A 22,226-nucleotide genomic window follows, 5' to 3' on the forward strand; every position below is an offset into this window, starting at 1 on the left:
ATGATAGAGTTACTTTTAATAAATTCTTTGTCAATAGCAATATTTACAGTTTTATTAATAAGTAAATCCAACAGATTCATATCTGCTAATCTAAGTTTTCGAAATTTAGTAAGTGAACTAGGGTTAATAACACTTTCCTCTGGAGCCATATCTAAAAAGTATTTAAAGGACATATCATATTTTGAACGTTCCACCACGTCCACATCTGATAAATCAAATATGGTTTTTAATAATAAATATTTAAACATCCTAATAGGGTCTATTGCAGCACGTCCGTTGCTAATAGAGTACTTTGAAATCAATTCATTATAAATAAAAGAGAAATCAACCATATCGTTAATTTTTCTTAACATATTATCTTTAGGGACTACTAAATTATATATTTCCATATAAGGACTTAAAATCATTTTGGGTTGCATTATCATGTGATTCACCTACTTATTTTTGATACATTAATTATATAATAAAAAGACATAATAATCATATTTTCAATGATTATTATGTCTTCTTTTATAGATTTTTTGAAAAAGAGACTTTTTCAGTGGCCTCCTATTGGGATGCTTCTTTTTTAGTACCTATTTTTATTATTTTTGGAGTAGTCATGTAGTAGTCTTTAGAAACTACGTAAGAATCTACAAGTTCTCCGTTCTCATAAACTTCTTTTATTAACTGTGAAGTATAGCCTGTATGACCTTTATCTGATATTTTTTCTTCTCCTGGATTTAGACTAGGATCTTCTATTTTTTCCACGGGAGCATATTTTTTACCTAGGACTTTAGATATTAATTTAATTTCCTTATCTCGTTGTTTACCATATATTTTGAATGTAACCGTATTTCTTGTAGTACTTCCATAAATATATATATCCTTATCCGTATTATTTTTAAATTTAAAATCTTGAGTTCCCCAAGATACGGTAGCATCTCTACTTAAAGGAACATATGGAACTGTAAGGGAATGATTATTTCTGTCTACTATTTCTAAGTCACCTAATAAAACTGCATTATATAAGGTGGTAGAGCCTTGACATATACCTCCTCCTAATCCCTTAGAAACCTTCCCATTTTTATATATTCCTGCTATTTTAAAGCCACGTTCACTTGTACGTTTACCTACTGTGTCATTATATGAAAATATTTCACCAGGCTTTAATAGTGTTCCATTAACATAGCTAGTAGCCATGGCTATATTACTAGAACGTGGTTTGTTTGATGGGGAATATTTCGTAGTAAATTCACTGAGTAGTTCTAAATCCATGTTCTCAAAGTTTTTTGTTGTAACAGGGGCTATAGTCACCTTAGTAGGTACCCTAAACGTATCTTTTCCAGTTAAAGAAGCAGCCTTTATATTTTCCATGAGTTTAATTTTATCAAATTCAAAGGAATTTACTTCTGGAATTATAGTAATAGTACCCTTTGATATATGTAATTTTGCATTTTCCATAGGAGGAATTGGGATTTCATCTAATGGAGCTAAAGCAGATAAAAAGACCTGTTCATCCACAATATAGTGGTTTTTTAAGTGGACATGCCCACCAGGACCGATTTGAGTATTGTAATACATGGAATTGTAAATATCATTAATCATAGATACTTTATCTAATTTAAATCCTAAATCCTTTAGCTTATATGTTAGTACTGTATTTTTATCTTCATAAACATAGGTTATTACTATGTGATTATTTAAAATCTCATTTTCTATGGAAATAAGACTTTCATCTATGTTGTCCATATTTTCTATTTTAATATTATTTACATATAAATTAGGATTTTCTCCATAGGCCACAGAAAAAGAAAGAATGAATAGGATGATAAAGCACAGGGTTAATTTAGTTTTTCTCATAAGAAAACCTCCTCCCATAAGTATATAAGAATATGATGAGCTTAATAATTAGGGTCATAAAATTTAAGTAGATTTATTAAAAATGTGATTAAGTAAATCTATACTTAGATTTCCAGTTATATCCTCTTTATCAAGTATAACATTATATTCCACAAAATCCATAGATTTTACCAAATTTGTTGAACTAAATAAACTTAAAAATTCTTTAGCATCCTCAAGGGAAAAACCATTACCTACAGGAGTACCTGTTCCTGGAACTAACCTTTCATCTAAAAAATCTAAGTCAAAACTTATATGAAGGGCTTCTATGGCCAAATTTTTAACATCTTTCATTATTTCATTAAATATACCTTTTATAGTATGTTTACGAATATATTGGGGTGAATAAACCTTTAAATCCTTTTCTTTGATAAATCCTTTTTCTCCTGGGTCAATGTCTCTAGCTCCAATTATGAAGACGTTTTCACATGGAATATGAGAACCATGGGAATAGATATTTTGTATTTCATTATCCCCAAGGCCCATGGCATAGGCTAGTGGCATACCATGGAAATTGCCAGATAGAGATGTTTTGTAAGTGTTAATGTCTGTGTGTGCATCAAACCACACTACACCAAAGTTTTTATAAACGCTACTGATACCTGCAATGCTTCCTAGGGCAACAGAGTGATCTCCACCAATAATTAGTGGAAAATAATTGTTTTTTAATGAAAGGGATACTAAATGTGCTATACTGGCATTTAAGCTCATAAGAGGGTTGTAGTATTTCACATTACTGTGATCTAAGAACTTATTTTCCGTAGGCACAGAAGGAACATAAACATTTCCAAGGTCATAAACCTTGTTAGATTTATTAAGAACACCTATTAGACCTAGTTGCCTAAGTTTATTTGGTGCTAGATCAGGTCCCTTTTTGTCGGCCCCATAGAAGGTTGGAGCACCTATTAAGTTAATATTCATAGTCCATCTCCTTAAAACATAATAATATAATCTCCCTAGTACTAGTTTAGCATTTTGCCTGAAAATTTGCAAAATATTGAAATGTGAAAAAAATACAAAAAAACAAAAATCTAGGCAAGATTTTGCCTAGATTTTTGTAATTATCCTTAAGTCCTTATTAAGGCATATTCAAAAAATAAATTAGTCATTTCACTGGTTATTTGAATTATTTTCTTTGTTATGGAATCGCTCACATATGTTTAATATGCTCACTCACCATGCCTTGAAAATAATCCAAATCCCTCAGGGTCCTGACTAGTTTATTTTTTTCATATACCTAATTGACTTTTTTCATGTTAATATTACTTTCCCAACACTCAGCATTTGTTAGACCTTCAATGTTAGATGCTTTAAATACTGGGTCTTTTCCTTCTTTCTTTTGTCTAGCATAGTCTTTTAATGCGGCAAAGGCAATATGTCCTAAAAGGCCAATTGCAATTAGGTTTATAAGGGCCATAAGTCCCATGAATAAGTCTGCTAAATCCCATACGATTTGGATTTTTGCAACAGATCCAAAGTAAACCATACCAACAACACAAGTTCTATATATTGTTAACCAAATTCCATTTCCAGTTATGAACTCAATATTAGTTTCACCATAGTAGTAGTTTCCTATAATAGAACTGAATGCAAATAATAATATACATATTGCTATAAAGGAACCTCCCCAAGGACCAACTTGAGAACTTAATGCTATTTGAGTTAATTGTATACCTGTTAAATCTCCATTTGTGTACGCACCTGATAATAATATTATAAATGCAGTGGCACTACAAATTAAAATAGTATCTGTAAATACTCCTAATGTTTGGATTAAACCTTGTTTTACTGGGTGAGATACTTCAGCTGTAGCAGCTGCGTTAGGTGCACTTCCCATACCTGCTTCATTTGAGAATAATCCTCTTTTAATACCTTGCATTAAAGCAGCTCCAATGGCACCACCAGCAGCTTGCTTAAGACCAACGGCACTTCCTATTATTAAACTAAATATTTGTGGAATAGATCCAATGTTTTTCACTATTACGAATCCTGCGATTATTACATAGGCAACTGCCATTACAGGAACAATGACTTCTGCTACCCTTGCAATCCTTTTTACTCCACCGAATATGATGATTCCAGTTACTACAGATAATATAATACCTACCATAGCCCTACTAGTATGAAAGGATTCTTGGAATGATAAGGCAATAGTATTTGATTGAACTGAATTAAATACTAAACCGAAACATAATGTTATAAGGATTGAGAATATAATACCCATCCATCTTTGGTTTAAGGCCTTTTCCATGTAATAAGCAGGACCACCTCTGTAACCATCTTTGTCTTTTATTTTATAAATTTGTGCTAAGGTACTTTCAACAAAACTTGAAGCACCCCCTACTAAAGCTATAAGCCACATCCAAAATACAGCACCAGGCCCCCCCGTTGCTATTGCTATGGCAACACCAGCCAAGTTACCAGTACCAACTCTAGATGCTGTAGATATACAGAAAGCTTGAAAAGATGAAATACCTTCTCCTTTCTCTTTTTTAGCTCCATCGGTTAGGAGTTTAATCATTTCTCCTAAAAACCTAAATTGTACAAAATTAGTTCTAAATGAAAAATAAATTCCAAGAACTATCAATAAAAAAATAAGTACATAAGACCATAATAAAGTGTTAAGACTTCCCACTATATTCGTCAATAAGTCTCCCATTGTTCAATCTCCTTTCTTCTATTAAATTTTTTGAAACAATGAGAATATTATAGCAAAAAAATGTATATGTATCAATATTTATATTATTTTATACATGAATCCATGAATATATATTATGCTAAAAATATGATCATATCCATTTAGGCTACTAGCATGAGGTGGTTTTTAGGAATATGTTTTACAAAATCAATAAGAAAGAAATATTGCATAAATTTGCAAGAAATATGAGACGAAGGCATAGGTGTAATAGAAAAAAGTCAAAAAACAGATTTTTCTCAAAATTCTCAAAAAAACCAATCACCATGTATTCTTGAATTTGCACAAATAAGATGATATAATTAGGTTTCTAAATGAATATGAAGACAGTTCGTAACCATCCTGTCTATAAACAAAACTAGGATATGACTATCTCAAGGTAGTTTTTTGTTTATAGGGCAGATTATGCCCTTTTTTTATTGTTTTTTAAATTAAAAAAATAATAAAAAAAGGCCTAATACTGTCCTTTTGCAGAGCTACTTTTTAATGGGCCTAATAGAAAAGGGAGGATGTTCATTGAAAGAAATAGGATTAACTACAACAGTACCTGTGGAGGTACTTTTAGCTGCTGGATATAAGCCTATAGATTTAAATAATATATTTATAACGGATGAAAATCATAAAAAATATATAGATATGGCAGAAAGGGATGGATTTCCCAAAAGTCTTTGTGCTTGGATAAAGGGTATATATGGAGTTTGTATAGATAAGGGAATAAAGGAAATTGTGGGGGTTACAGAAGGCGATTGTTCTAATACAAAGGGCCTTATAGAAGTATTAAGATTAAAGGGAATAAAAGTACATCCCTTTGGATTTCCACATAATCATAAAATGGAAGATCTAAAAGTGCAAATAGATGATTTTATGAAGAGATTTAATGTAAATATAGATAAAGTAGAAAAGGTAAGGCAAGAGATAAATGAAGTTAGAAAATTAGGCATTGAAATAGATAGATTAACATATGAAGATTTAAAAGTTAGTGGTTTTGAGAATCATTTGTATGAAGTATCCTTTAGTGATTTATGGGGAGACATTAATATCTTTAGAGAAGAGCTAAAGAATAAAATAGATGAATATGAAAAAAGAAAAAAGCTTAACAAGACCCTAAGAATAGGGTATGTGGGAGTTCCTCCTATGACAGGAGACTTATACGATTTTGTAGAAAAACAAGATGGACTTATTGTATACAACGAAGTACAAAGGGAGTTTGCATTTCCAAGGGCCCATGAGGCTAAAGACATTTACGAACAATATTATGACTACACTTATGTATATGATGTGAACTTTAGGATAAAAGAGTTAAAAAAGCAAATAGACTTAAGGCAATTAGATGGAATAATCCATTATACTCAAGCCTTTTGTTATAGGGCCATAGAGGACATTGTATTAAAGGAAAAGTTACATATTCCTATTTTAAATATAGAAGGGGATACTAACAACAAATTAGATGAAAGAACAAAGCTTAGATTAGAAGCATTTTTAGATATGTTAAAGGATTTAAAGGAGTAGGATATGAGAATATTAGGTATAGATTTAGGCAGTAGAGAAGTAAAGATTGCCTTGATGGAAAATAAGAAAGTCATAAATACTTTTAAAATAAGTACCATGTCCTTTTACAGGGATTATTGTACTTATGATGAAAAGATAATAGTTAATTTAGAGAAACTCAAAATTAAAGATGTGGATATTTATGTGTCTACAGGATATGGAAGAAATAATACGGACCTAAATAAATTTAAAGCTATAAATGAAATAAAAGCCCATGCATATGGAGCCATGTATCAAACAGGTTTAAAGGATTTCATATTATTAGACGTGGGTGGCCAAGATGTGAAAATAGTAAAGGTAGAAAAGGGAGTTATAACGGATTTAGAGTTAAATGAAAAATGTGCTGCTTCCTGTGGTAGATATTTGGAAAATATGGCTAATGTACTAGAAATTCATCTAGATGAAATGAGTAAACATTACAAGGACCCAGTAGAATTAAATGCCACTTGTGCAGTATTTTCAGAATCGGAATTAATAGGACAGATTGCTAAAGGAGTAGATATTAAAAGATTGTGTGCAGGAGTAAATTATTCCATGTATAAGAGGTTAAGGCCTATGCTTACTAAGTTTAGGGGAAAGAAATTAGTATTAGTAGGTGGAGTATCTAAAAATGAAGCCATAGAAAAATACTTGGTAAATGATTATGATGAGATAGTTAAGGTTTCAAGTCCTCAATTTAATGGAGCGATAGGGTCTTGTTATTATGGTGAAAAGGTAAACGGAGGTAAATAAATGTATATATTAAGGGCAGAACATAGTTTTGATAGTGCTCACTTTTTAGCTGGATACGAGGGAAAGTGTAGTAATATTCATGGACATAGATGGAGAGTAGTAGTAGAAGTTATGGAAGAAAGATTAAAATCTGGTGGCCAATTAGATGGAATGGTTGTGGACTTTGGAGATTTGAAAAAGGATTTAAAGGAAATAGTAGACTTCCATGACCACAAATTAATAATAGAAAGGGAAACTATGAAAAAAAGTTTAGTGGAACTTTTAAAGGATGAAGGATTTAAAATAATGGAAGTGGATTTTAGACCTACTGCTGAAAACTTCTCTAAATATTTTTATGATTATATGACTAAAAAGGGATATAAAGTAAAAAGAATAGAAGTATATGAAACACCTACTAATTGTGCCATATATGAAGGAGATAGATAATGTATAAGGTAGTAGAACATTTTATAAGCATAAATGGAGAAGGAAAAAAAGCGGGAGAACTGGCCTTATTTATTAGGTTTCAGGGGTGTAACCTTACATGTAGTTATTGTGATACCATGTGGGCTAATAAAGGGCATACTAAATTTACTTTTATGAACAAGGAAGAAATATATGAACTTATTAAAGAGAGTAAGGTTAAAAATGTTACATTAACAGGTGGAGAACCATTACTTCAAGATAATATGTATGAACTTTTAGAGTTTATTTCCAAAGATAAAAGTGTTAATATAGAAATTGAAACGAATGGAAGTGTGGATATAAGTTCTTTTTCAAAATTAGATAATACTCCATCATTCACATTAGACTACAAATTACCATCGAGTAATATGGAAAATCTAATGAATACTAATAACTATAATCAATTAAAAAGTAGTGATGTGGTTAAATTTGTGGCAGGAACAAGGGTTGATTTAGACAGGGCAAAGGAAATTATAAAAAAATATGATTTAACTAATAGGTGTCATGTGTATCTAAGTCCTTCCTTCGAAGAAATTACTCCTGGACAGATTGTTGATTATATGAAACAAAATAGATTAAATAAGGTGAAACTTCAGCTACAAATGCATAAATTCATTTGGGACCCAGAGGAAAGGGGTGTTTAAGATGGACATAAAAAAAATAGAGGAACATGTAAGAGGAATCTTAGAAGCAATGGGAGCAGATATAGATAGTGAAGGATTAAGGGAAACTCCACTTAGGGTAGCTAAAATGTATGAAGAAGTATTTGAAGGAATGAAATACTCAAATGACGATTTAGCTAGAATGTATGGAAAGACCTTTGAAGAAAATATAAAGAGTGATAATAGTGAGAATGATATGGTATTAATGAAGGATATAGAAATATTTAGCCATTGTGAGCATCATTTAGCTTTAATGTATAATATGAAAGTTTCTGTGGCTTATATTCCAAAGATTAAGATAATAGGCCTTAGTAAAATAGCAAGAATTGCAGATATGGTAGGAAGAAGGCTACAACTCCAAGAGAGAATTGGAGAAGATATAGCAGATATAATAATGAAAATAACGGAAAGTGAAGATGTGGCAGTTATTATTGAAGGGGAACATGGTTGCATGACCGTAAGGGGAATTAAAAAACCTGGTACTAAAACTATGACGACTACCCTAAAGGGGAGATTTAATAGGGACCCTATCCTTAATAATAGATTATTTAGGATGATATAAGGAGGTTTAGATATGAATAACAAAAAAGCTGTTGTAGTATTTAGTGGAGGGCAAGATAGTACCACATGTTTGTTTTGGGCTAAAGAAAAGTTTGGACATGTTATAGCCATTTCCTTTGATTATAATCAAAAACATAGATTTGAGTTAGAATGTGCAAAGGATATATGTAAAAAACATGGTATAGAGCATCATATATTAGATTTAGGATTATTAAATCAGTTAGCACCTAATTCATTAACTAGGGTAGATATAGAAGTGGACAAGATAGCTCCTAAGGAAGGATTACCAAATTCCTTTGTGGATGGAAGGAACTTATTATTTTTTACCTTTGCAGCTGTATTTGCAAAGCAAAGGGGAATAAATCACATAGTAACGGGAGTATCCCAAAGCGACTATAGTGGATATCCAGACTGTAGAGATGTATTTATTAAGTCTTTAAATGTTACACTAAATCTATCTATGGACTATGAGTTTGAAGTCCATACACCACTTATGTGGATAGATAAGGCAGAAACATGGAAAATGGCAGATGATCTAGGCGTATTAGATATAGTCAAGAATGAGACTTTAACTTGCTATAATGGAATTGTAGGAAATGGATGTGGAGATTGTCCTGCTTGTGATTTAAGAAAGAAAGGTTATTTAAAATTCAAAAAAATGAAGAAATAAGATGTTCCCCTATATTAGAAGGGGAAGGCGTGGGTCCTATTCAGCCCAAAGAGCAAAGTAAAGATTATTAATAGATTGGCACATAATTATAGATTTCGTATTTATAAACCAGCTTTATGTGTGCCTATTTCAGGAAAATATATTGAAAATCTTTTCCACCCAAGTTCTTGTCACAAGCGAAAGTGTGAATCTTCGTAGACAGGTTCATGAGTGATGTTTAAGTAGCATAGGATGTTGTGACGTTCCAGAGTTCCAAAAATTTCCAACATATTTGCCCTTATAGGCAAGTTACTGTATAAAGAAAGCTTAGTGTTACGAAATCTATAAATATTTTAGGATTTCCTTAAAGAATAGCCCTAATTATAAGAAAAATATGTATTTTTCTTATAATTAGGGCTATTTCTATGAGAATAGAAACTTCACAAAGTCAAGATCATGTTATATAATGTAAAAATAATCAAATATTTGGTTATTTTTACATTATATTGGGAAAATTGCAGAATGAATTATGAAAATAGAAAAACATATATGGGAGAATTGTATAGATTTTGTAACAAAAAACTTGCTTTATGTGGGCCTACTTCAGGAAAATATATTGAAATTTTTTTCCATTGAAGTCCTTGTCACAAGCGAAAGTGTGAATCTTCGTAGATAGGTTTATGAGTCATGTTCAAGTAGTATAGGATGTTGTGACGTTCCAGGGTTCCAAAAATTTTCAATATATTTTCCCTTGTAGGCAAGTTACTGTATAAAACAAATTTAAAATCAAGGAATCTATAGGCAATAAATTAAATGGTCTTAAAAGGGTTGATTCTAAAGGTGTATTTTATAAGGAATATAGATAAAAATAAAAATCCTTATACTAGACAACTTATGACTTTGTTGGGTATTTAATTTATTCATAGATAATAAGAAGGAGGAGATTAAAAATGAAAAGAAAATTCACATTATTGTTAGTTTTAGTAATGGCTGTAATGTCATTTGCTGCGTGTGCTGATAATGGTGGTAGCAAAGAAGTGATGAATGTTTATGAAGGAACACCTCTTGCAGACAAGGGGCCAATTAAGATTGCTGTTATTAGAAATCTTGGTGCTGATGAGCATACGGCTCAATTCTTGGCAGGTGCAGTTGAAGAGGGGAAATCTTTAGGCTTTGAGGTAAATACATTTACTACAGATGGTGATAATGCAAAGTTTGAAGACATTTTTAATCAAGTGCTAATTGGGGACTATGATGGTATAGTTGTATCTCATGGGCAGGACAATGCTCAAGGTTTAATAGAGCAAGCTATAAAAGAAAACATACCTGTTGTAACTTTTGATACCAATGCTAAGGTTAGTGGAGTAACAAGTACAGCACAAGATGATTTTTCTTTAGCACGATTATCCTTAGAAGAATTAGTTAAGGCCAATGAGGGTAAGACTCCTAGGATTATTAAAATGTGGATCGCTGGATTCCCTCCTATGGAGAGAAGAGAAGAAGTGTATAAAGAATATGTTGAAGCAGGTAAGATTGAAGAAATAGCAGTAGTAGGAGAAGTTGGAGATTTTTCAAATATTGCAGGATTAAATGCTGATGCCATAGGTTCACTTCTTACTAGATACCCAAAGGGGGAAATTGATGCTATTTGGGCAAGTTGGGATGCATTTGCCACTGGTGCTTTTACTGCATTGAATGAAAATGATAGAAATGAAATAAAAATATTTGGTGTGGACGTTTCAAACGCTGACCTTCAAATGATCCAGCAAGAGAATTCTTCATGGGTTATGACTGCAGCAGCAGATGCTAAGCTTGTAGGTACTTTAAATGTTAGACTACTGGCTAAGAAAATAGCTGGAGAAGAAACACCAGATGCATTTGAGATACCAGCAACAACTATAAAGCAAGATGATTTAATGAAAGCTGGTGGACAAGTAACTGTTCAAACATTAGCAGATGTATATGATACTTGGGGGAAATCTGAATTATTCAATGAAGAATGGATGAAGAAGTTAAGATCTAATAAGTAAATACTACTTTTGAGGAGGAAAGATAATACTTTCTTCCTCAAAAATTGTAAAAGAAAGTATTAAGGCACACTAAAAAATAAATGAGACAGCTTACTTGTCCTTTTGTCCATTTTATCAATGACGCAAACCCTTACATATGGCCGGGTTTACCTAATCAATAAACTAAACAAAATTACTGGGTAATGTGACTACTTTATTTTTTTAATGAGCCTAAACTAAATTTTAACCTTATTATAGATAAAGATATTATGGATGGGTTGATCTGGATTACTAGTAGATGACCTTTATATAGAACATTTAAATTAATAATTTGAGGTGATTAAATGAAAGCCTTTAAGGTAGAAATGCAGGATATTTCTATTGAGTTTCCAGGAGTTAAAGCTCTAAAGGGAGCCAACTTTATTACAAAAGGTGGAGTAGTACACGCCCTTATTGGAGCTAACGGTGCTGGAAAGTCTACACTTATGAAAATTCTATCGGGGGCCTATTCACATTGGACAGGTAACATAATCATTGATGGAAATCATGTGAATATAAGATCAGCTAAGGAAGCTAAAGATCTTGGAATTCAAATAGTATATCAAGAAGTTGACGTGGCTTTAATACCATATCTTACTGTAGCTGAGAATATTTTAGTGGATGAAATGGTTAATGGTATGGATGGAAGACAATTTATTAACTGGAAGAGTATTAATAAAAAGGCACAGGAAGTATTAGGCTACCTTAACGTGGACATTCCTATTAAAAAGAAGGCAGCAGAATTGACTTTGGCTGAGAAACAGATGGTTTTAATTGCTAGAGCTATTGCTCAAAAATGCTCTTTATTAATACTTGACGAACCTACTGCACCATTATCTAAATCTGAGACGGATGAACTCTTTAGAGTTGTTGAAGAGTTAAAAGAAAAGGGTGTTGGAATAATTTTTATATCTCATAGATTACCTGAAATATTTACTATCTGTGATAATATAACAATCATGAGAGATGGTAAATTTATCACTAAAATGAGAATCAAGGATACGGATGAAAAGGAAGTAGTTGAGCACATGTTGGGGAGAAGTCTTGATGAGAGTTATCCTAAGTATGAAGTTGAAATTGGTGAGATTGCCTTACAGGTGAAAAATCTTAAGGACAATAAAATGCTCAAAGGAATAAACTTAGATGTTAGGAAAGGTGAGATAGTTGGTATAGCTGGCCTAGTTGGTGCTGGAAAGACCGAATTATGTAAGGCTCTCTTTGGTGCAGAGCCCATTACCAGTGGTGAAATTATTCTTAATGGTAAAAACTTATCTTTAAAGGACCCTAACCATGCTGTTGAAGAGGGAATAGCCTTAGTGCCTGAGGAACGTAGGAAGGAAGGAATCCTTGTAGAGGAATCAGTTATGACTAACCTAACCCTAGGAAGTCTTGAAAGCTTTTCAAAGAATAGCTTTATTCAATTTAAGAAAGAATACGATAGATCATGGGAAATAATAAAAGACCTTGGAATAAAGACACCTAATGAAAGTCAAAAGGTTACTTATCTTTCTGGTGGTAATCAGCAAAAGGTAGCAGTTGGCAAATGGTTAATTGCAGATGCAGATGTGTACATATTTGATGAACCTACAAAGGGAGTTGATGTGGGAGCTAAGACGGATATCTTTCATCTTATTGGAAATCTTGTATCTAAGGGAAAATCAGTAATTTATGCTACTTGTGAAACTCAAGAGATATTAGGAATTTCTGATAAAATCTATGTAATGTATGATGGACAAATTGTAAAAGAATTAATCACAAAAGACACTTTAGAGGATGAAATATTATTCCATTCGGCCGGGGGGAATTTATAATGAATGAGAATGCAAGTTTAAAACAGAATAAAAAGTTTGATCTTTTTGATTTTATATATAGGTATGGAACACTTATAACTATAGTTGTAATATTTGTATTTTTCTCAGTTGCTACACAAGGTAGATTTTTAAAGTACACTAATATGATTAATATATTAAGGGCCATGTCAATTACAACTGTTATTGCAACGGGGGTTATGATTTCACTAGTTGTTGGCGGTTTTGACTTATCTGTTGGATCAGTGGCTTCAATGACCATGGCTGTGTCAGTTGCCATGTTCGTTTGGCATGATCAGAATATATTTGTTTCTATTTTTGTATCATTAGTAGTTGCAGCCATAATAGGTTTTATTAACTCCATTTTCATTATAAAGGTTAAGATTCCTGATATGCTTGCAACTTTAGCCGCAATGTTTATATTTAATGGTGTATCAACTACATTCTCACGTGGAAAAATTATTTCCCAAAATATGATAATGGCAAATGGAGAGACTTCAGTTGGGCTAATATCACCATTGTTTAGAGAACTAGGAAAGGTTCCTACAATTATAATTATAATGGCATTAATTATAGTTACAGTTCATATATTCCTAAAATACACTAAGCATGGTAGATATATGTATGTAATTGGAGGAAATGAAGAGGCTGCTAGACTTTCTGGTGTCAAGGTTGCCAAGTATAAAAGAGTTGCTTACATATTATCAGCCATGTTAGCAGGTGTAGGAGGTATTCTTCTAGCTGCTCGTATTGGTCAGTCAAATCCTTCCGCTGGTTCAGGCTATTTGATGGAATCTGTTGCAGCTGCATATATAGGATTTTCTGTGGCGGGTGCAGGCAAACCAAATGCTATAGGTACTTTCTTTGGAGCCCTATTGATGGTATCCCTTTCTAATGGTTTAGTCATGTTATCAGTTCCATACTATTCTATGGATATTATTAAAGGAGCTGTATTAGTCCTAGCATTAGGTCTAACATATTATAAAAATGAACATAAGTAATCATATATCTTTTGAACATACTCAAGTTGGGAGGGGTAAAATGAAATTTAATAAATATTTTACTATGAGTGAAGCTGATGCTATAGAATATGCTAAGGAAAGGTTAGTATTTTTTCAAGATAATGAAGAATTGATCTGTAAAGAAATAGGAGATGGTAACCTAAACTATATCTTCAAGATTTATTCAGTGAATAGTGAAAAATCAATTATAATAAAACAATCTGGACCTGTTGCAAGAATATCAGATGAATTTAAGTTATCTCCTGATCGTAATAGGATCGAATATGAAATACTAAAGTCCCAGAGCAAACTAGCTCCAGGTCTAGTTCCAGAGGTATATAACTACGATCCTATTATGAACTGTACTGCAATGGAAGATTTATCTGACCATGTGATAATGAGAACAGAAATGATTAATCATAAGCAATTTAAGCAATTTGCCCATGATATATCAACATTTATGGTAAATACACTACTTTTAACTACAGATGTTTGTATGGACCACAAGGCTAAAAAAGATCAAGTAAAAAACTTTATTAATCCTGAGCTTTGTGAAATATCTGAAGATCTTGTATATACAGAACCCTTTACCGATGTAAATAACAGAAATCAGGTATTTGGACCTAATGTGCAGTGGGTAAAGGATAACCTTTATTCAGATGAGGCTTTAAAGCTTGAAACTGCCAAGTTAAAGTTTGAGTTTATGAACAATGCCCAATCTTTAATACATGGAGATCTACATACGGGTTCTATTTTTATTAAGGAAGACTCTACAAAAATAATTGATCCTGAGTTTGCCTTTTATGGACCAATGGGATATGATGTTGGAAATGTTATTGCTAACCTAATGTTTGCATTAGCAAATGCTCATGTTTTAGACAATGAAAAGCAGAAAAAATGGCTAGAAGAGACTATAGTTGATGTAATTGATTTATTTAAAGAGAAGTTCTTAAAGCTTTGGGATGAGAAGGCTATTGAGTATACTGCAAAATACAAAGGTTTTAAAGAATACTATCTAGATACTGTACTACGGGATACTGCGGCAGTTGCAGGACTAGAAGGAATAAGACGAATAGTAGGAATTGCCCATGTTAAAGACATTACTATAATTGAGGATGAACAAAAGCGTGTAAGGGCGGAAAGACTTTGTATGATTTCAGGTAAAAACTTCATTATGAGAAGAGAAGAACTAAAAACGGGTAGAGATTTCCTAAATATTATGAAGGAAGCCAAAGAAGAAATTTAAAGGAGGTAGAGAGTATGTCAGATAATGTACTAAACTTTCAATCAGTTAAGCTAGAGGAAGAAAAGAGTCAGCTTGTTATTCTTGACCAAACTGCTTTACCAAATCGTACAAGCTATTTAGAGCTTGAAACTGTTGAGGACGTATGGGAAGCTATATATAAGCTGAAGGTAAGAGGGGCACCTGCTATAGGTATTGCTGGAGCTTATGGAGCTTATATAGGTATAAAGCATAGTAAATCTACAAGTTATGAAGATTTTTACAATGAATTTATGAAAGTAAAGGAACGTTTAGCCTCTTCTAGACCTACAGCTGTTAATTTGTTTTGGGCTTTAGATCGTATGGAAGAATGTTTAAAAAATAATAAGGATAAAACTATTGATGAAATCAAAGATTCTCTTAGATTAGAGGCACACTCCATAAGAGAAGAAGATAAGGAAGTTTGCAAAACTATTGGAGAATACGCATTATCCCTGTTAAAGCCAGGGATGGGTATATTAACTCATTGCAATGCGGGAACTATAGCCACTGCTAAATATGGTACAGCCCTAGCACCATTGTATCTTGGAGCTGAAAAGGGATATGATTTTAAAGTATTTGCAGATGAAACTAGACCCTTACTTCAAGGAGCTAGATTAACAGCATGGGAATTAAATGAGGCTGGCATAGATGTTACTGTTATATGTGATAATATGGCATCAATTGTTATGAAAAATGGATGGATAGATGCAGTTGTTGTTGGTTGCGACCGTGTAGCTTATAATGGGGACACAGCTAATAAAATTGGAACATCTGGTGTTGCCATACTTGCTAAAAAATACGGCATTCCATTTTATGTTCATGCACCCTTATCAACTATAGATTTGAAGACAAAGACTGGTGATGATATACATATTGAACTTAGACCTGGTGAAGAAATATATAAGACATGGTATGAAAAACCAATGGCACCAGAAGGAATTAAAACTTACAATCCAGCATTTGATGTAACGGATGCAGAATATATAAGTGCTATAATTACTGAGAAGGGAATAGCATACCCACCATATGAAGAATCTATTCCTAGATTATTTGATAAATAGTAGAAAATAATCCTATAAATATATTTTCAGAATTGGAGGGATGAGGAGTGGATAATATACATCCTGTTATTGAAAAAATTATTGATGTTGCCCCTTACTTTGGTAAAGGAAGAAAAAATGGTTTTATGATAGGGATTACTGATTTAGAGAAAACCATAAGATATTTTCCAAATGAAGTTATAGATTTAAAAATACAGCCTAATTCAATACTTCCTAAAGGTGATCCAATGTTAGAAGTAATGAAAACGGGTAAATCTATGGAAATTAGGGTAGATAGAGAATTATATGGAATTCCATTTAAAGCCATTTATATTCCCATAAGGGATAATGGTAGAACAATAGTGGGAGGGATGGCATTAGGATATGAACTTGAGATAGAAGAACAGGTATCTAATATTAGTGAAGGACTTTTGGAGTCTATAGAAAATATATCAAGTCATATAAATAGAATATTGGAAGGGTCTAGGAGTCAGGAATCTATTGGTACTAATATGGTAAAAACAGTACAAGACTCTTTTAATAATTATAAAAAAACAGATGAGGTTCTAAATTTTATAAAAATGGTTTCTAATCAAACTAATTTATTAGCACTAAATGCACAAATTGAGGCTGCTAGAGCAGGTGATTTTGGTAGAGGCTTTAGTGTTGTAGCAAATGAAGTTAAGAAACTTGGATCCTCAAGTGCTGAGGCTGTTAATGATGTGAAAGTTGTACTGGAAGATATAAAAAAAGCAAATCAATTGACAAAGGATTTAGTAGAAAAAAGCAAGTCAATTTCTTCAGAGCATGTTATTGATATAAAAGAAGTATTTGATGCTGTACAAGAATTAAATAGCTTAATTATTTCTTTAAAGGATTTGGCTAAACATCTTTAAAGTTAGGGAAAGGTATGATACGTTCTAGGCTGTATCATACCTTTATTTTTTTATCTTTAAAACCATGAATAAAAGAAATTTTCACCATATGTTGAAAAAAAACAGAAGGAACACAAATATTAGTAAGATATGATAAAATAATATAATTATATAGTATTACCTCTTAAATCTATGTCAATAATATAAAAATGAAAGAAGAAATAGGGGGTGATATAGATGAGAATACCAGATCATATAGGGGTAATACCAGATGGCAATAGAAGATGGGCCACATCTAAAGGGATGACAAAGGAAAAGGGATATGATGAAGGTTTAGATGTGGGAGTAGAATTATTTAAGCTTTGTGAAAAGATAGGGGTAAAGGAGATAACCTACTATGGATTTACTACGGATAATACTAAGAGACCTAAAGAACAAAGACTTGCCTTTACAGGTGCTTGTGTAAATGCAGTGAAGAAGTTATCAAAGGAAAATGCATCATTACTAGTGGTGGGAAATACAGAGTCACCCATGTTTCCAGAAGAATTAATGCCCTATACTACAAGGCAGAACTTTGGGAATGGAGGAACTAAAGTTAATTTCTTAGTTAATTATGGTTGGAAATGGGATTTGAATTATTTGAAAAATGGTGACAATACTAATAAAAAAATTATAGATCATATTTATTCTAATGATATATCTAGATTAGATTTAATAATAAGATGGGGAGGAAGAAGACGCCTTAGTGGATTTTTACCTGTCCAGTCCATTTATGCAGACTTTTATGTGGTAGATGAATATTGGCCAGATTTTAAGGAAAATCATTTTTATGATGCTATCAATTGGTATAATACACAGGATGTAACCCTTGGAGGATAAGATGTTTTTAATGGGCCTTAGGCATATAAAAAATAGGGTGGTTTAAAATAAACCACCCTATTTTTTATGAATTAATTCTTCAGCTACTAATTCTAATACAAAGGTTTCACGCTCAATGGAAAGGCCCATACTATCTTCTTTTGATTCAATGACTTTTTTGTTGTGAGCTATGGCATCATGAATATTTACCCATCTAGCATCCATACCATTAGAAATCTCATAATCTTCTAGGTGAGTTTCACCTAATTCATCATCTATGTCACATACATAAAAATAAGAAGTCATGTGCATTAGATCATAACCTTCGTAGTAACAACTTCTATACTCATCTAGTAATCCGTATTCTTTAATTATTTTAATATTTTTAGCCCCTGTTTCTTCCTCTAATTCTCTAGTTAAACCTTCAAACAGATTTTCTTCTAAATCTACTCCACCACCTGGGAAGCTATAATCATTGTATCTCTTTGTATATAAAAGTAAAATATCTTCACCCTTTAATATTATTCCACGTGCTGCCTTTCTTTCATATATATTGCCTGTTATTTCTTTTATATCTTTGTGTATCATTTTCTTTAATAATCTCATGTGAAATTCCTACTTTCTAAGTTTTTTTAATTGAATAAAGTCTTAAATATTGTATCATACCTTTTAAAAGGAGGCTACATACATAATTTAATCTTGATAAATCTATGTAACCATGGATTATGTAAGGTTTAAAATCATTAGAACATATGGTTAGTACAAAATATGGAAAAATTACGGCAAAATCTATGGCACAAGTATATTAAAAGAGGAAAAGGAGAAATTTTGTAGAAACTATAAACTTATATTTATCTTTTGAAATATGAGTAGGTGTTATGGCTAAAAAATATCATATAAGACAGGGATTTATAATGATTGTGAATTTTTTTAGAGGGAAGTGATAAGATGAGTGAAAAGAAAATAGGAAATTTAGTTGTTGGATTAGGAGTATTTATCTTTGGAATAAACTTTGTCAGTATGAAGTTCTTAATAAAGCATATACCCCCCTTTACATTAATTTTCTTAAGATTTGCCATTGCTTCTGTTTTTCTGGGGTTCATTGTTAAAATAAAATCATTTAAAAGTGAAGGGTACAAAAAAATTCATAGGGATGATAAGATATCAGTAATAGTTACAGGTTTCTTAGGGGTAGCTATCTTCTATTCTTTGTATGGACTAGCCCTAGTGTACATAAGTGCTTCTCTAGGTGCATTAATATGTGCTATGATTCCTATTTTCACTTTAATAGCCAATATTATTATATACAAGAAAAAATTTGACCCCTTTGTAATAGTAAACTTCATAATAGCAGTACTAGGAGTTTTATTAGTATTAGATATAGGTTTAGAGAAAAAATTTGATTTTTCAAAGCTAATAGGGTGCATTTTTATGCTATTGGCTATATTTAGTTGGATTGCTTATACTATAAAAACCTACGAATTACAAAGAAAATATGATAGCATTTATTTACTTTACAAACAAACTCTATCTGCAACGGCACTTCTTTTAGTAGTGGCCCTATTTGATTGTGAAAAAGCAATAAAAGTATTTGAGCAAAGAGATATTTTAGTTCCTTTAATAGGAAATCTCTTGTTTGTAGGTATTATATGTTCAGCCTTGGGGTATTTTTTTTACATCTATGGAATGGAAAAAATCGGTGTGGAAATTTCTTCTTTATACATGAATCTTATTCCTGCTGTTACAGCAATAGCTAGTTATTTATTTTTAAATGAAATTATGAATATTAAAAAGGTTATAGGTATTATTATTGTAATAGGTTCTTTATTTGCTGTAGGATTAAGGGATTGGATAAAAAGTAGAGTGAAAGAGGATATATAAGATTATTGGAGGAATTATGGAAGAAAAATTCAAAGTAAAAGAAATAACTAGTAAATACAAAAGTTGCAACAATTGTGGATTACCAATAGTAACATGTATTTGTGATAAATATGAAAAAATAAATACAGAGGCAGAGTTTGTAATACTTTCTACCTTAAGGGAAGTAAAAAAGCCATCTAACACGGCTAGGTTATTAAAACTTTTAAATGAAGAAAAAACTAAAATATTAATATGGGAGAGAACTGGTGAACCAAAGGAACTTATAGAAATGATAAGAAATCCTAGATACGACCCATATATAGTATTTCCAGCATATAACGAAGAACTTGAGAAAAGAAAAAGATTATTTAATAAATCAAAGAATATTCCTCTTTTCATATTGATAGATGGAACTTGGAAAGAGGCCAGGAGAATATTAAGAAAAAGCCATTATCTAGATGAAATTCCCATATTACCCTTAGAAGGGGATTTAAAAACGGAATATGATTTAAGACGTGGTATAGAGTCATTATGTACCATAGAAGCTTGTATAGAACTTCTTAAAATGAATGATGAAAGTGTAAATGCCAAAAGGGTAAAAGACATATTTTATTTATTTGTTAAATCATATAAAGCAGGAGCCTGTGGTCATGAATTAAAAAATGTAGTAAAATAATTAGATTAACTATATAGATTTATCATTTTCAAACTTGAGTTATGTGAGCCTACTTCAGGAAAATATATTGAAAATTTTTTCCATTGAAGTCCCTGTCACAATCGAAAGTGTGAATCTTCGTAGATAGGTTCATGATTCATGTGGGAGTAGCATAGGATATTGTGACGTTCCACAATTCCAAAAATTTTCAATATATTTTCCTTCGTAGGCAAGTTACTGTATAAATAAAGCTTAGTGTTGATAAATCTATAATAGGGGGGAGGCATAGATTTGATTTATGATAAAAATACAATCTATATTTTAGGAACTGCAAAGATAAGTAAAAATGATCCCATTTCAGCCATGTATGAAATTTTTTTCACGGGAATTATAGTAGAAAGGGATAGTGGTAAGATAATTGATACAACATGTAATATGGTAAGGGACGTTACTAATGATTTTATAAGATCTATTCTCATAAATTATAATCTTGTGGATGATATTGATGAAATTATACAAGAGATACGAGAAAGATTTTATGGAATGGCTCAGAAGGCAGTAATTGCATCTGTGAAGGATGCTAGAAATAAATATATGATGATTAAAAATAATTGAAATATTTAACAAAATAGAGTATTATATAAGTATAATAAATATATATGGATAAAAATTGAATATTAAGTTTTGTTTATTAGTATATGGACTATCCTCTATATATAATTATAGATAAGACCCAGTTAACGCATAGTTTAACTGGGTCTTTCTGCATTTTTTTAAGATATATTTGAGTAACTAGAAAATATTTGGATTGTACTGAAAGGAGAATAAAGTAATGATAGATCTATCTTTTTCTAAACCCTTTGAAGTGAGAAAGATGATACGAAGGGGTGAAATACAAGGCCCAACCGCTGGTATGTGCAGAGGATATGTACAAGGGAATTTAGTAATTCTACCTAAAAACCTTGCCTATGATTTTTTATTATTTGCTCAAAGGAATCCTAAAGCATGTCCCATACTAGAAGTTACAGATGAGGGACATAGGGAATTAAAAACTATTGCCACCGGGTCAGATATAAGTACAGATATTCCTAAATATAGAGTATATAAGAATGGGAAACTTGAAGGAGAGTATGGAGATTTAAAATCTATTTGGAGGGATGATTTTGTTTCATTCATATTAGGGTGTAGTTTTACCTTTGAGTCAGCCCTTTTGGATGAAGGTATAGAAGTTAGACATATAACAAATAAAAGTAATGTGCCCATGTATATAACAAATATTGAGTGTAAGCCAGCAGGCATATTTTCAGGGCCAACAGTAGTGAGTATGAGGCCTATACCATTGGATAAAGTATCTAAAGTAGTACAGATAACTTCTAGATATCCAGGGGTACATGGAGCACCTATACATATGGGAGATTCAAAAATAATAGGGATAAATGATATTAATAAACCTGATTTTGGTGATCCTGTGGAAATAAAAGATGGTGAAATTCCAGTGTTTTGGCCATGTGGAGTTACTCCTCAAGCTGTGGCAATGAAAGTAAAACCTGAAATAATCATAACCCATGCACCAGGACATATGTTCATAACAGATATGAAAAATCATGAATTAGCAGTTTTATAATTTAGAATATAGTATTTAAAT

22 protein-coding genes are annotated in these 22,226 nt (G+C 31.8%); 17 read left to right on the plus strand and 5 right to left on the minus strand.

From position 1 onward, the window contains the following. The 4 genes from N4A57_RS13635 to N4A57_RS13650 form a co-directional block, all read right to left on the minus strand. On the minus strand, nt 1-425 hold a 425-nt coding region (locus tag N4A57_RS13635), incomplete at its 3' end, for a transposase (RefSeq protein WP_293658545.1). A gap of 124 nt (nt 426-549) precedes the next feature. After that, nucleotides 550-1,842: a VanW family protein gene (locus N4A57_RS13640; protein ID WP_293658546.1), complete on the minus strand. Its 1,293-nt coding sequence runs from the start codon at nt 1,840-1,842 to the stop codon at nt 550-552. Between the two features lie 63 nt (nt 1,843-1,905). Then, entirely contained in the window at nt 1,906-2,802 is an 897-nt protein-coding gene (gene rocF, locus N4A57_RS13645) for an arginase (RefSeq protein ID WP_293658547.1), read from the minus strand. Between the two features lie 316 nt (nt 2,803-3,118). Next, nucleotides 3,119-4,540 (minus strand): alanine/glycine:cation symporter family protein, encoded by a 1,422-nt coding sequence (locus N4A57_RS13650; RefSeq protein WP_293658548.1) that lies wholly within the window; start codon nt 4,538-4,540, stop codon nt 3,119-3,121. 552 nt (nt 4,541-5,092) lie between these two features. Between N4A57_RS13650 and N4A57_RS13655 the strand changes: the two genes are divergently transcribed. The 13 genes from N4A57_RS13655 to uppS all read left to right on the plus strand — a co-directional run bounded on the left by N4A57_RS13655 (nt 5,093) and on the right by uppS (nt 18,087). Next, nucleotides 5,093-6,085, plus strand: a complete 993-nt coding sequence (locus tag N4A57_RS13655; protein ID WP_293658549.1) for a 2-hydroxyacyl-CoA dehydratase family protein — start codon at nt 5,093-5,095, stop codon at nt 6,083-6,085. 3 nt (nt 6,086-6,088) lie between these two features. Beyond that, nucleotides 6,089-6,856 (plus strand): acyl-CoA dehydratase activase, encoded by a 768-nt coding sequence (locus tag N4A57_RS13660; RefSeq protein ID WP_293658550.1) that lies wholly within the window; start codon nt 6,089-6,091, stop codon nt 6,854-6,856. Continuing rightward, nucleotides 6,857-7,282, plus strand: a complete 426-nt coding sequence (queD, locus tag N4A57_RS13665) for a 6-carboxytetrahydropterin synthase QueD (RefSeq protein ID WP_293658551.1) — start codon at nt 6,857-6,859, stop codon at nt 7,280-7,282. Next, nucleotides 7,282-7,944 carry a putative 7-carboxy-7-deazaguanine synthase QueE gene (queE, locus tag N4A57_RS13670; RefSeq protein ID WP_330671523.1) on the plus strand — a complete coding sequence of 221 codons (663 nt, stop codon included), beginning with the start codon at nt 7,282-7,284 and terminating at the stop codon, nt 7,942-7,944. The genes queD and queE overlap by 1 nt, the downstream gene beginning before the upstream one ends. Nucleotide 7,945: 1 nt before the next feature. Beyond that, nucleotides 7,946-8,524 (plus strand): GTP cyclohydrolase I FolE, encoded by a 579-nt coding sequence (folE, locus tag N4A57_RS13675; protein WP_293658552.1) that lies wholly within the window; start codon nt 7,946-7,948, stop codon nt 8,522-8,524. A 12-nt stretch (nt 8,525-8,536) separates the two neighbouring features. Beyond that, nucleotides 8,537-9,193 (plus strand): 7-cyano-7-deazaguanine synthase QueC, encoded by a 657-nt coding sequence (gene queC, locus N4A57_RS13680; protein ID WP_293658553.1) that lies wholly within the window; start codon nt 8,537-8,539, stop codon nt 9,191-9,193. Nucleotides 9,194-10,122: 929 nt separating this feature from the next. Beyond that, nucleotides 10,123-11,202, plus strand: a complete 1,080-nt coding sequence (locus tag N4A57_RS13685; protein WP_293658554.1) for a sugar ABC transporter substrate-binding protein — start codon at nt 10,123-10,125, stop codon at nt 11,200-11,202. A gap of 323 nt (nt 11,203-11,525) precedes the next feature. Beyond that, entirely contained in the window at nt 11,526-13,031 is a 1,506-nt protein-coding gene (locus tag N4A57_RS13690; protein ID WP_293658555.1) for a sugar ABC transporter ATP-binding protein, read from the plus strand. Continuing rightward, nucleotides 13,031-14,029, plus strand: coding sequence for an ABC transporter permease (locus tag N4A57_RS13695; protein WP_293658556.1), 999 nt, complete (start codon nt 13,031-13,033; stop codon nt 14,027-14,029). The genes N4A57_RS13690 and N4A57_RS13695 overlap by 1 nt, the downstream gene beginning before the upstream one ends. A gap of 40 nt (nt 14,030-14,069) precedes the next feature. After that, entirely contained in the window at nt 14,070-15,275 is a 1,206-nt protein-coding gene (gene mtnK, locus N4A57_RS13700) for an S-methyl-5-thioribose kinase (protein ID WP_293658557.1), read from the plus strand. Between the two features lie 14 nt (nt 15,276-15,289). After that, a complete protein-coding gene (gene mtnA / locus N4A57_RS13705) occupies nt 15,290-16,354 on the plus strand; it encodes an S-methyl-5-thioribose-1-phosphate isomerase (protein ID WP_293658558.1) in 1,065 nt (354 codons plus the stop codon). 47 nt (nt 16,355-16,401) lie between these two features. Continuing rightward, complete coding sequence (locus N4A57_RS13710) at nt 16,402-17,229, plus strand: methyl-accepting chemotaxis protein (protein ID WP_293658559.1); 828 nt, start codon at nt 16,402-16,404, stop codon at nt 17,227-17,229. A gap of 216 nt (nt 17,230-17,445) precedes the next feature. Next, nucleotides 17,446-18,087, plus strand: a complete 642-nt coding sequence (gene uppS, locus N4A57_RS13715; protein ID WP_293658560.1) for a polyprenyl diphosphate synthase — start codon at nt 17,446-17,448, stop codon at nt 18,085-18,087. A gap of 57 nt (nt 18,088-18,144) precedes the next feature. Here the strand turns inward: uppS and N4A57_RS13720 are convergent, their stop codons facing one another. Further along, nucleotides 18,145-18,672, minus strand: a complete 528-nt coding sequence (locus tag N4A57_RS13720; RefSeq protein WP_293658561.1) for an NUDIX hydrolase — start codon at nt 18,670-18,672, stop codon at nt 18,145-18,147. 342 nt (nt 18,673-19,014) lie between these two features. Between N4A57_RS13720 and N4A57_RS13725 the strand changes: the two genes are divergently transcribed. From N4A57_RS13725 to N4A57_RS13740, 4 genes are all read left to right on the plus strand, one after another. After that, nucleotides 19,015-19,947, plus strand: coding sequence for a DMT family transporter (locus N4A57_RS13725; RefSeq protein ID WP_293658562.1), 933 nt, complete (start codon nt 19,015-19,017; stop codon nt 19,945-19,947). A 16-nt stretch (nt 19,948-19,963) separates the two neighbouring features. Next, nucleotides 19,964-20,602, plus strand: coding sequence for a tRNA-uridine aminocarboxypropyltransferase (locus N4A57_RS13730; RefSeq protein WP_293658563.1), 639 nt, complete (start codon nt 19,964-19,966; stop codon nt 20,600-20,602). 270 nt (nt 20,603-20,872) lie between these two features. Next, nucleotides 20,873-21,196, plus strand: a complete 324-nt coding sequence (locus N4A57_RS13735) for a DUF3870 domain-containing protein (RefSeq protein WP_293658564.1) — start codon at nt 20,873-20,875, stop codon at nt 21,194-21,196. A gap of 217 nt (nt 21,197-21,413) precedes the next feature. After that, nucleotides 21,414-22,205: a putative hydro-lyase gene (locus N4A57_RS13740; RefSeq protein ID WP_330671524.1), complete on the plus strand. Its 792-nt coding sequence runs from the start codon at nt 21,414-21,416 to the stop codon at nt 22,203-22,205. Nucleotides 22,206-22,226 lie beyond the last annotated feature (21 nt).

The organism is Anaeromicrobium sp. (assembly GCF_025210435.1).
Taxonomy (GTDB): Bacteria; Bacillota; Clostridia; order Peptostreptococcales; family Thermotaleaceae; genus Anaeromicrobium.

Coding starts and splice junctions, on each gene's coding strand:
- N4A57_RS13650 (WP_293658548.1), bottom strand. CDS start 4,540: ATGGGAGACTTATTGACGAATATAGTGGGAAGTCTTAACACTTTATTA.
- mtnA (WP_293658558.1), top strand. CDS start 15,290: ATGTCAGATAATGTACTAAACTTTCAATCAGTTAAGCTAGAGGAAGAA.
- queE (WP_330671523.1), top strand. CDS start 7,282: ATGTATAAGGTAGTAGAACATTTTATAAGCATAAATGGAGAAGGAAAA.
- N4A57_RS13730 (WP_293658563.1), top strand. CDS start 19,964: ATGGAAGAAAAATTCAAAGTAAAAGAAATAACTAGTAAATACAAAAGT.
- uppS (WP_293658560.1), top strand. CDS start 17,446: ATGAGAATACCAGATCATATAGGGGTAATACCAGATGGCAATAGAAGA.
- N4A57_RS13690 (WP_293658555.1), top strand. CDS start 11,526: ATGAAAGCCTTTAAGGTAGAAATGCAGGATATTTCTATTGAGTTTCCA.
- N4A57_RS13740 (WP_330671524.1), top strand. CDS start 21,414: ATGATAGATCTATCTTTTTCTAAACCCTTTGAAGTGAGAAAGATGATA.
- N4A57_RS13695 (WP_293658556.1), top strand. CDS start 13,031: ATGAATGAGAATGCAAGTTTAAAACAGAATAAAAAGTTTGATCTTTTT.
- mtnK (WP_293658557.1), top strand. CDS start 14,070: ATGAAATTTAATAAATATTTTACTATGAGTGAAGCTGATGCTATAGAA.
- N4A57_RS13725 (WP_293658562.1), top strand. CDS start 19,015: ATGAGTGAAAAGAAAATAGGAAATTTAGTTGTTGGATTAGGAGTATTT.
- N4A57_RS13685 (WP_293658554.1), top strand. CDS start 10,123: ATGAAAAGAAAATTCACATTATTGTTAGTTTTAGTAATGGCTGTAATG.
- N4A57_RS13720 (WP_293658561.1), bottom strand. CDS start 18,672: ATGAGATTATTAAAGAAAATGATACACAAAGATATAAAAGAAATAACA.
- folE (WP_293658552.1), top strand. CDS start 7,946: ATGGACATAAAAAAAATAGAGGAACATGTAAGAGGAATCTTAGAAGCA.
- queD (WP_293658551.1), top strand. CDS start 6,857: ATGTATATATTAAGGGCAGAACATAGTTTTGATAGTGCTCACTTTTTA.
- N4A57_RS13660 (WP_293658550.1), top strand. CDS start 6,089: ATGAGAATATTAGGTATAGATTTAGGCAGTAGAGAAGTAAAGATTGCC.
- rocF (WP_293658547.1), bottom strand. CDS start 2,802: ATGAATATTAACTTAATAGGTGCTCCAACCTTCTATGGGGCCGACAAA.
- queC (WP_293658553.1), top strand. CDS start 8,537: ATGAATAACAAAAAAGCTGTTGTAGTATTTAGTGGAGGGCAAGATAGT.
- N4A57_RS13640 (WP_293658546.1), bottom strand. CDS start 1,842: ATGAGAAAAACTAAATTAACCCTGTGCTTTATCATCCTATTCATTCTT.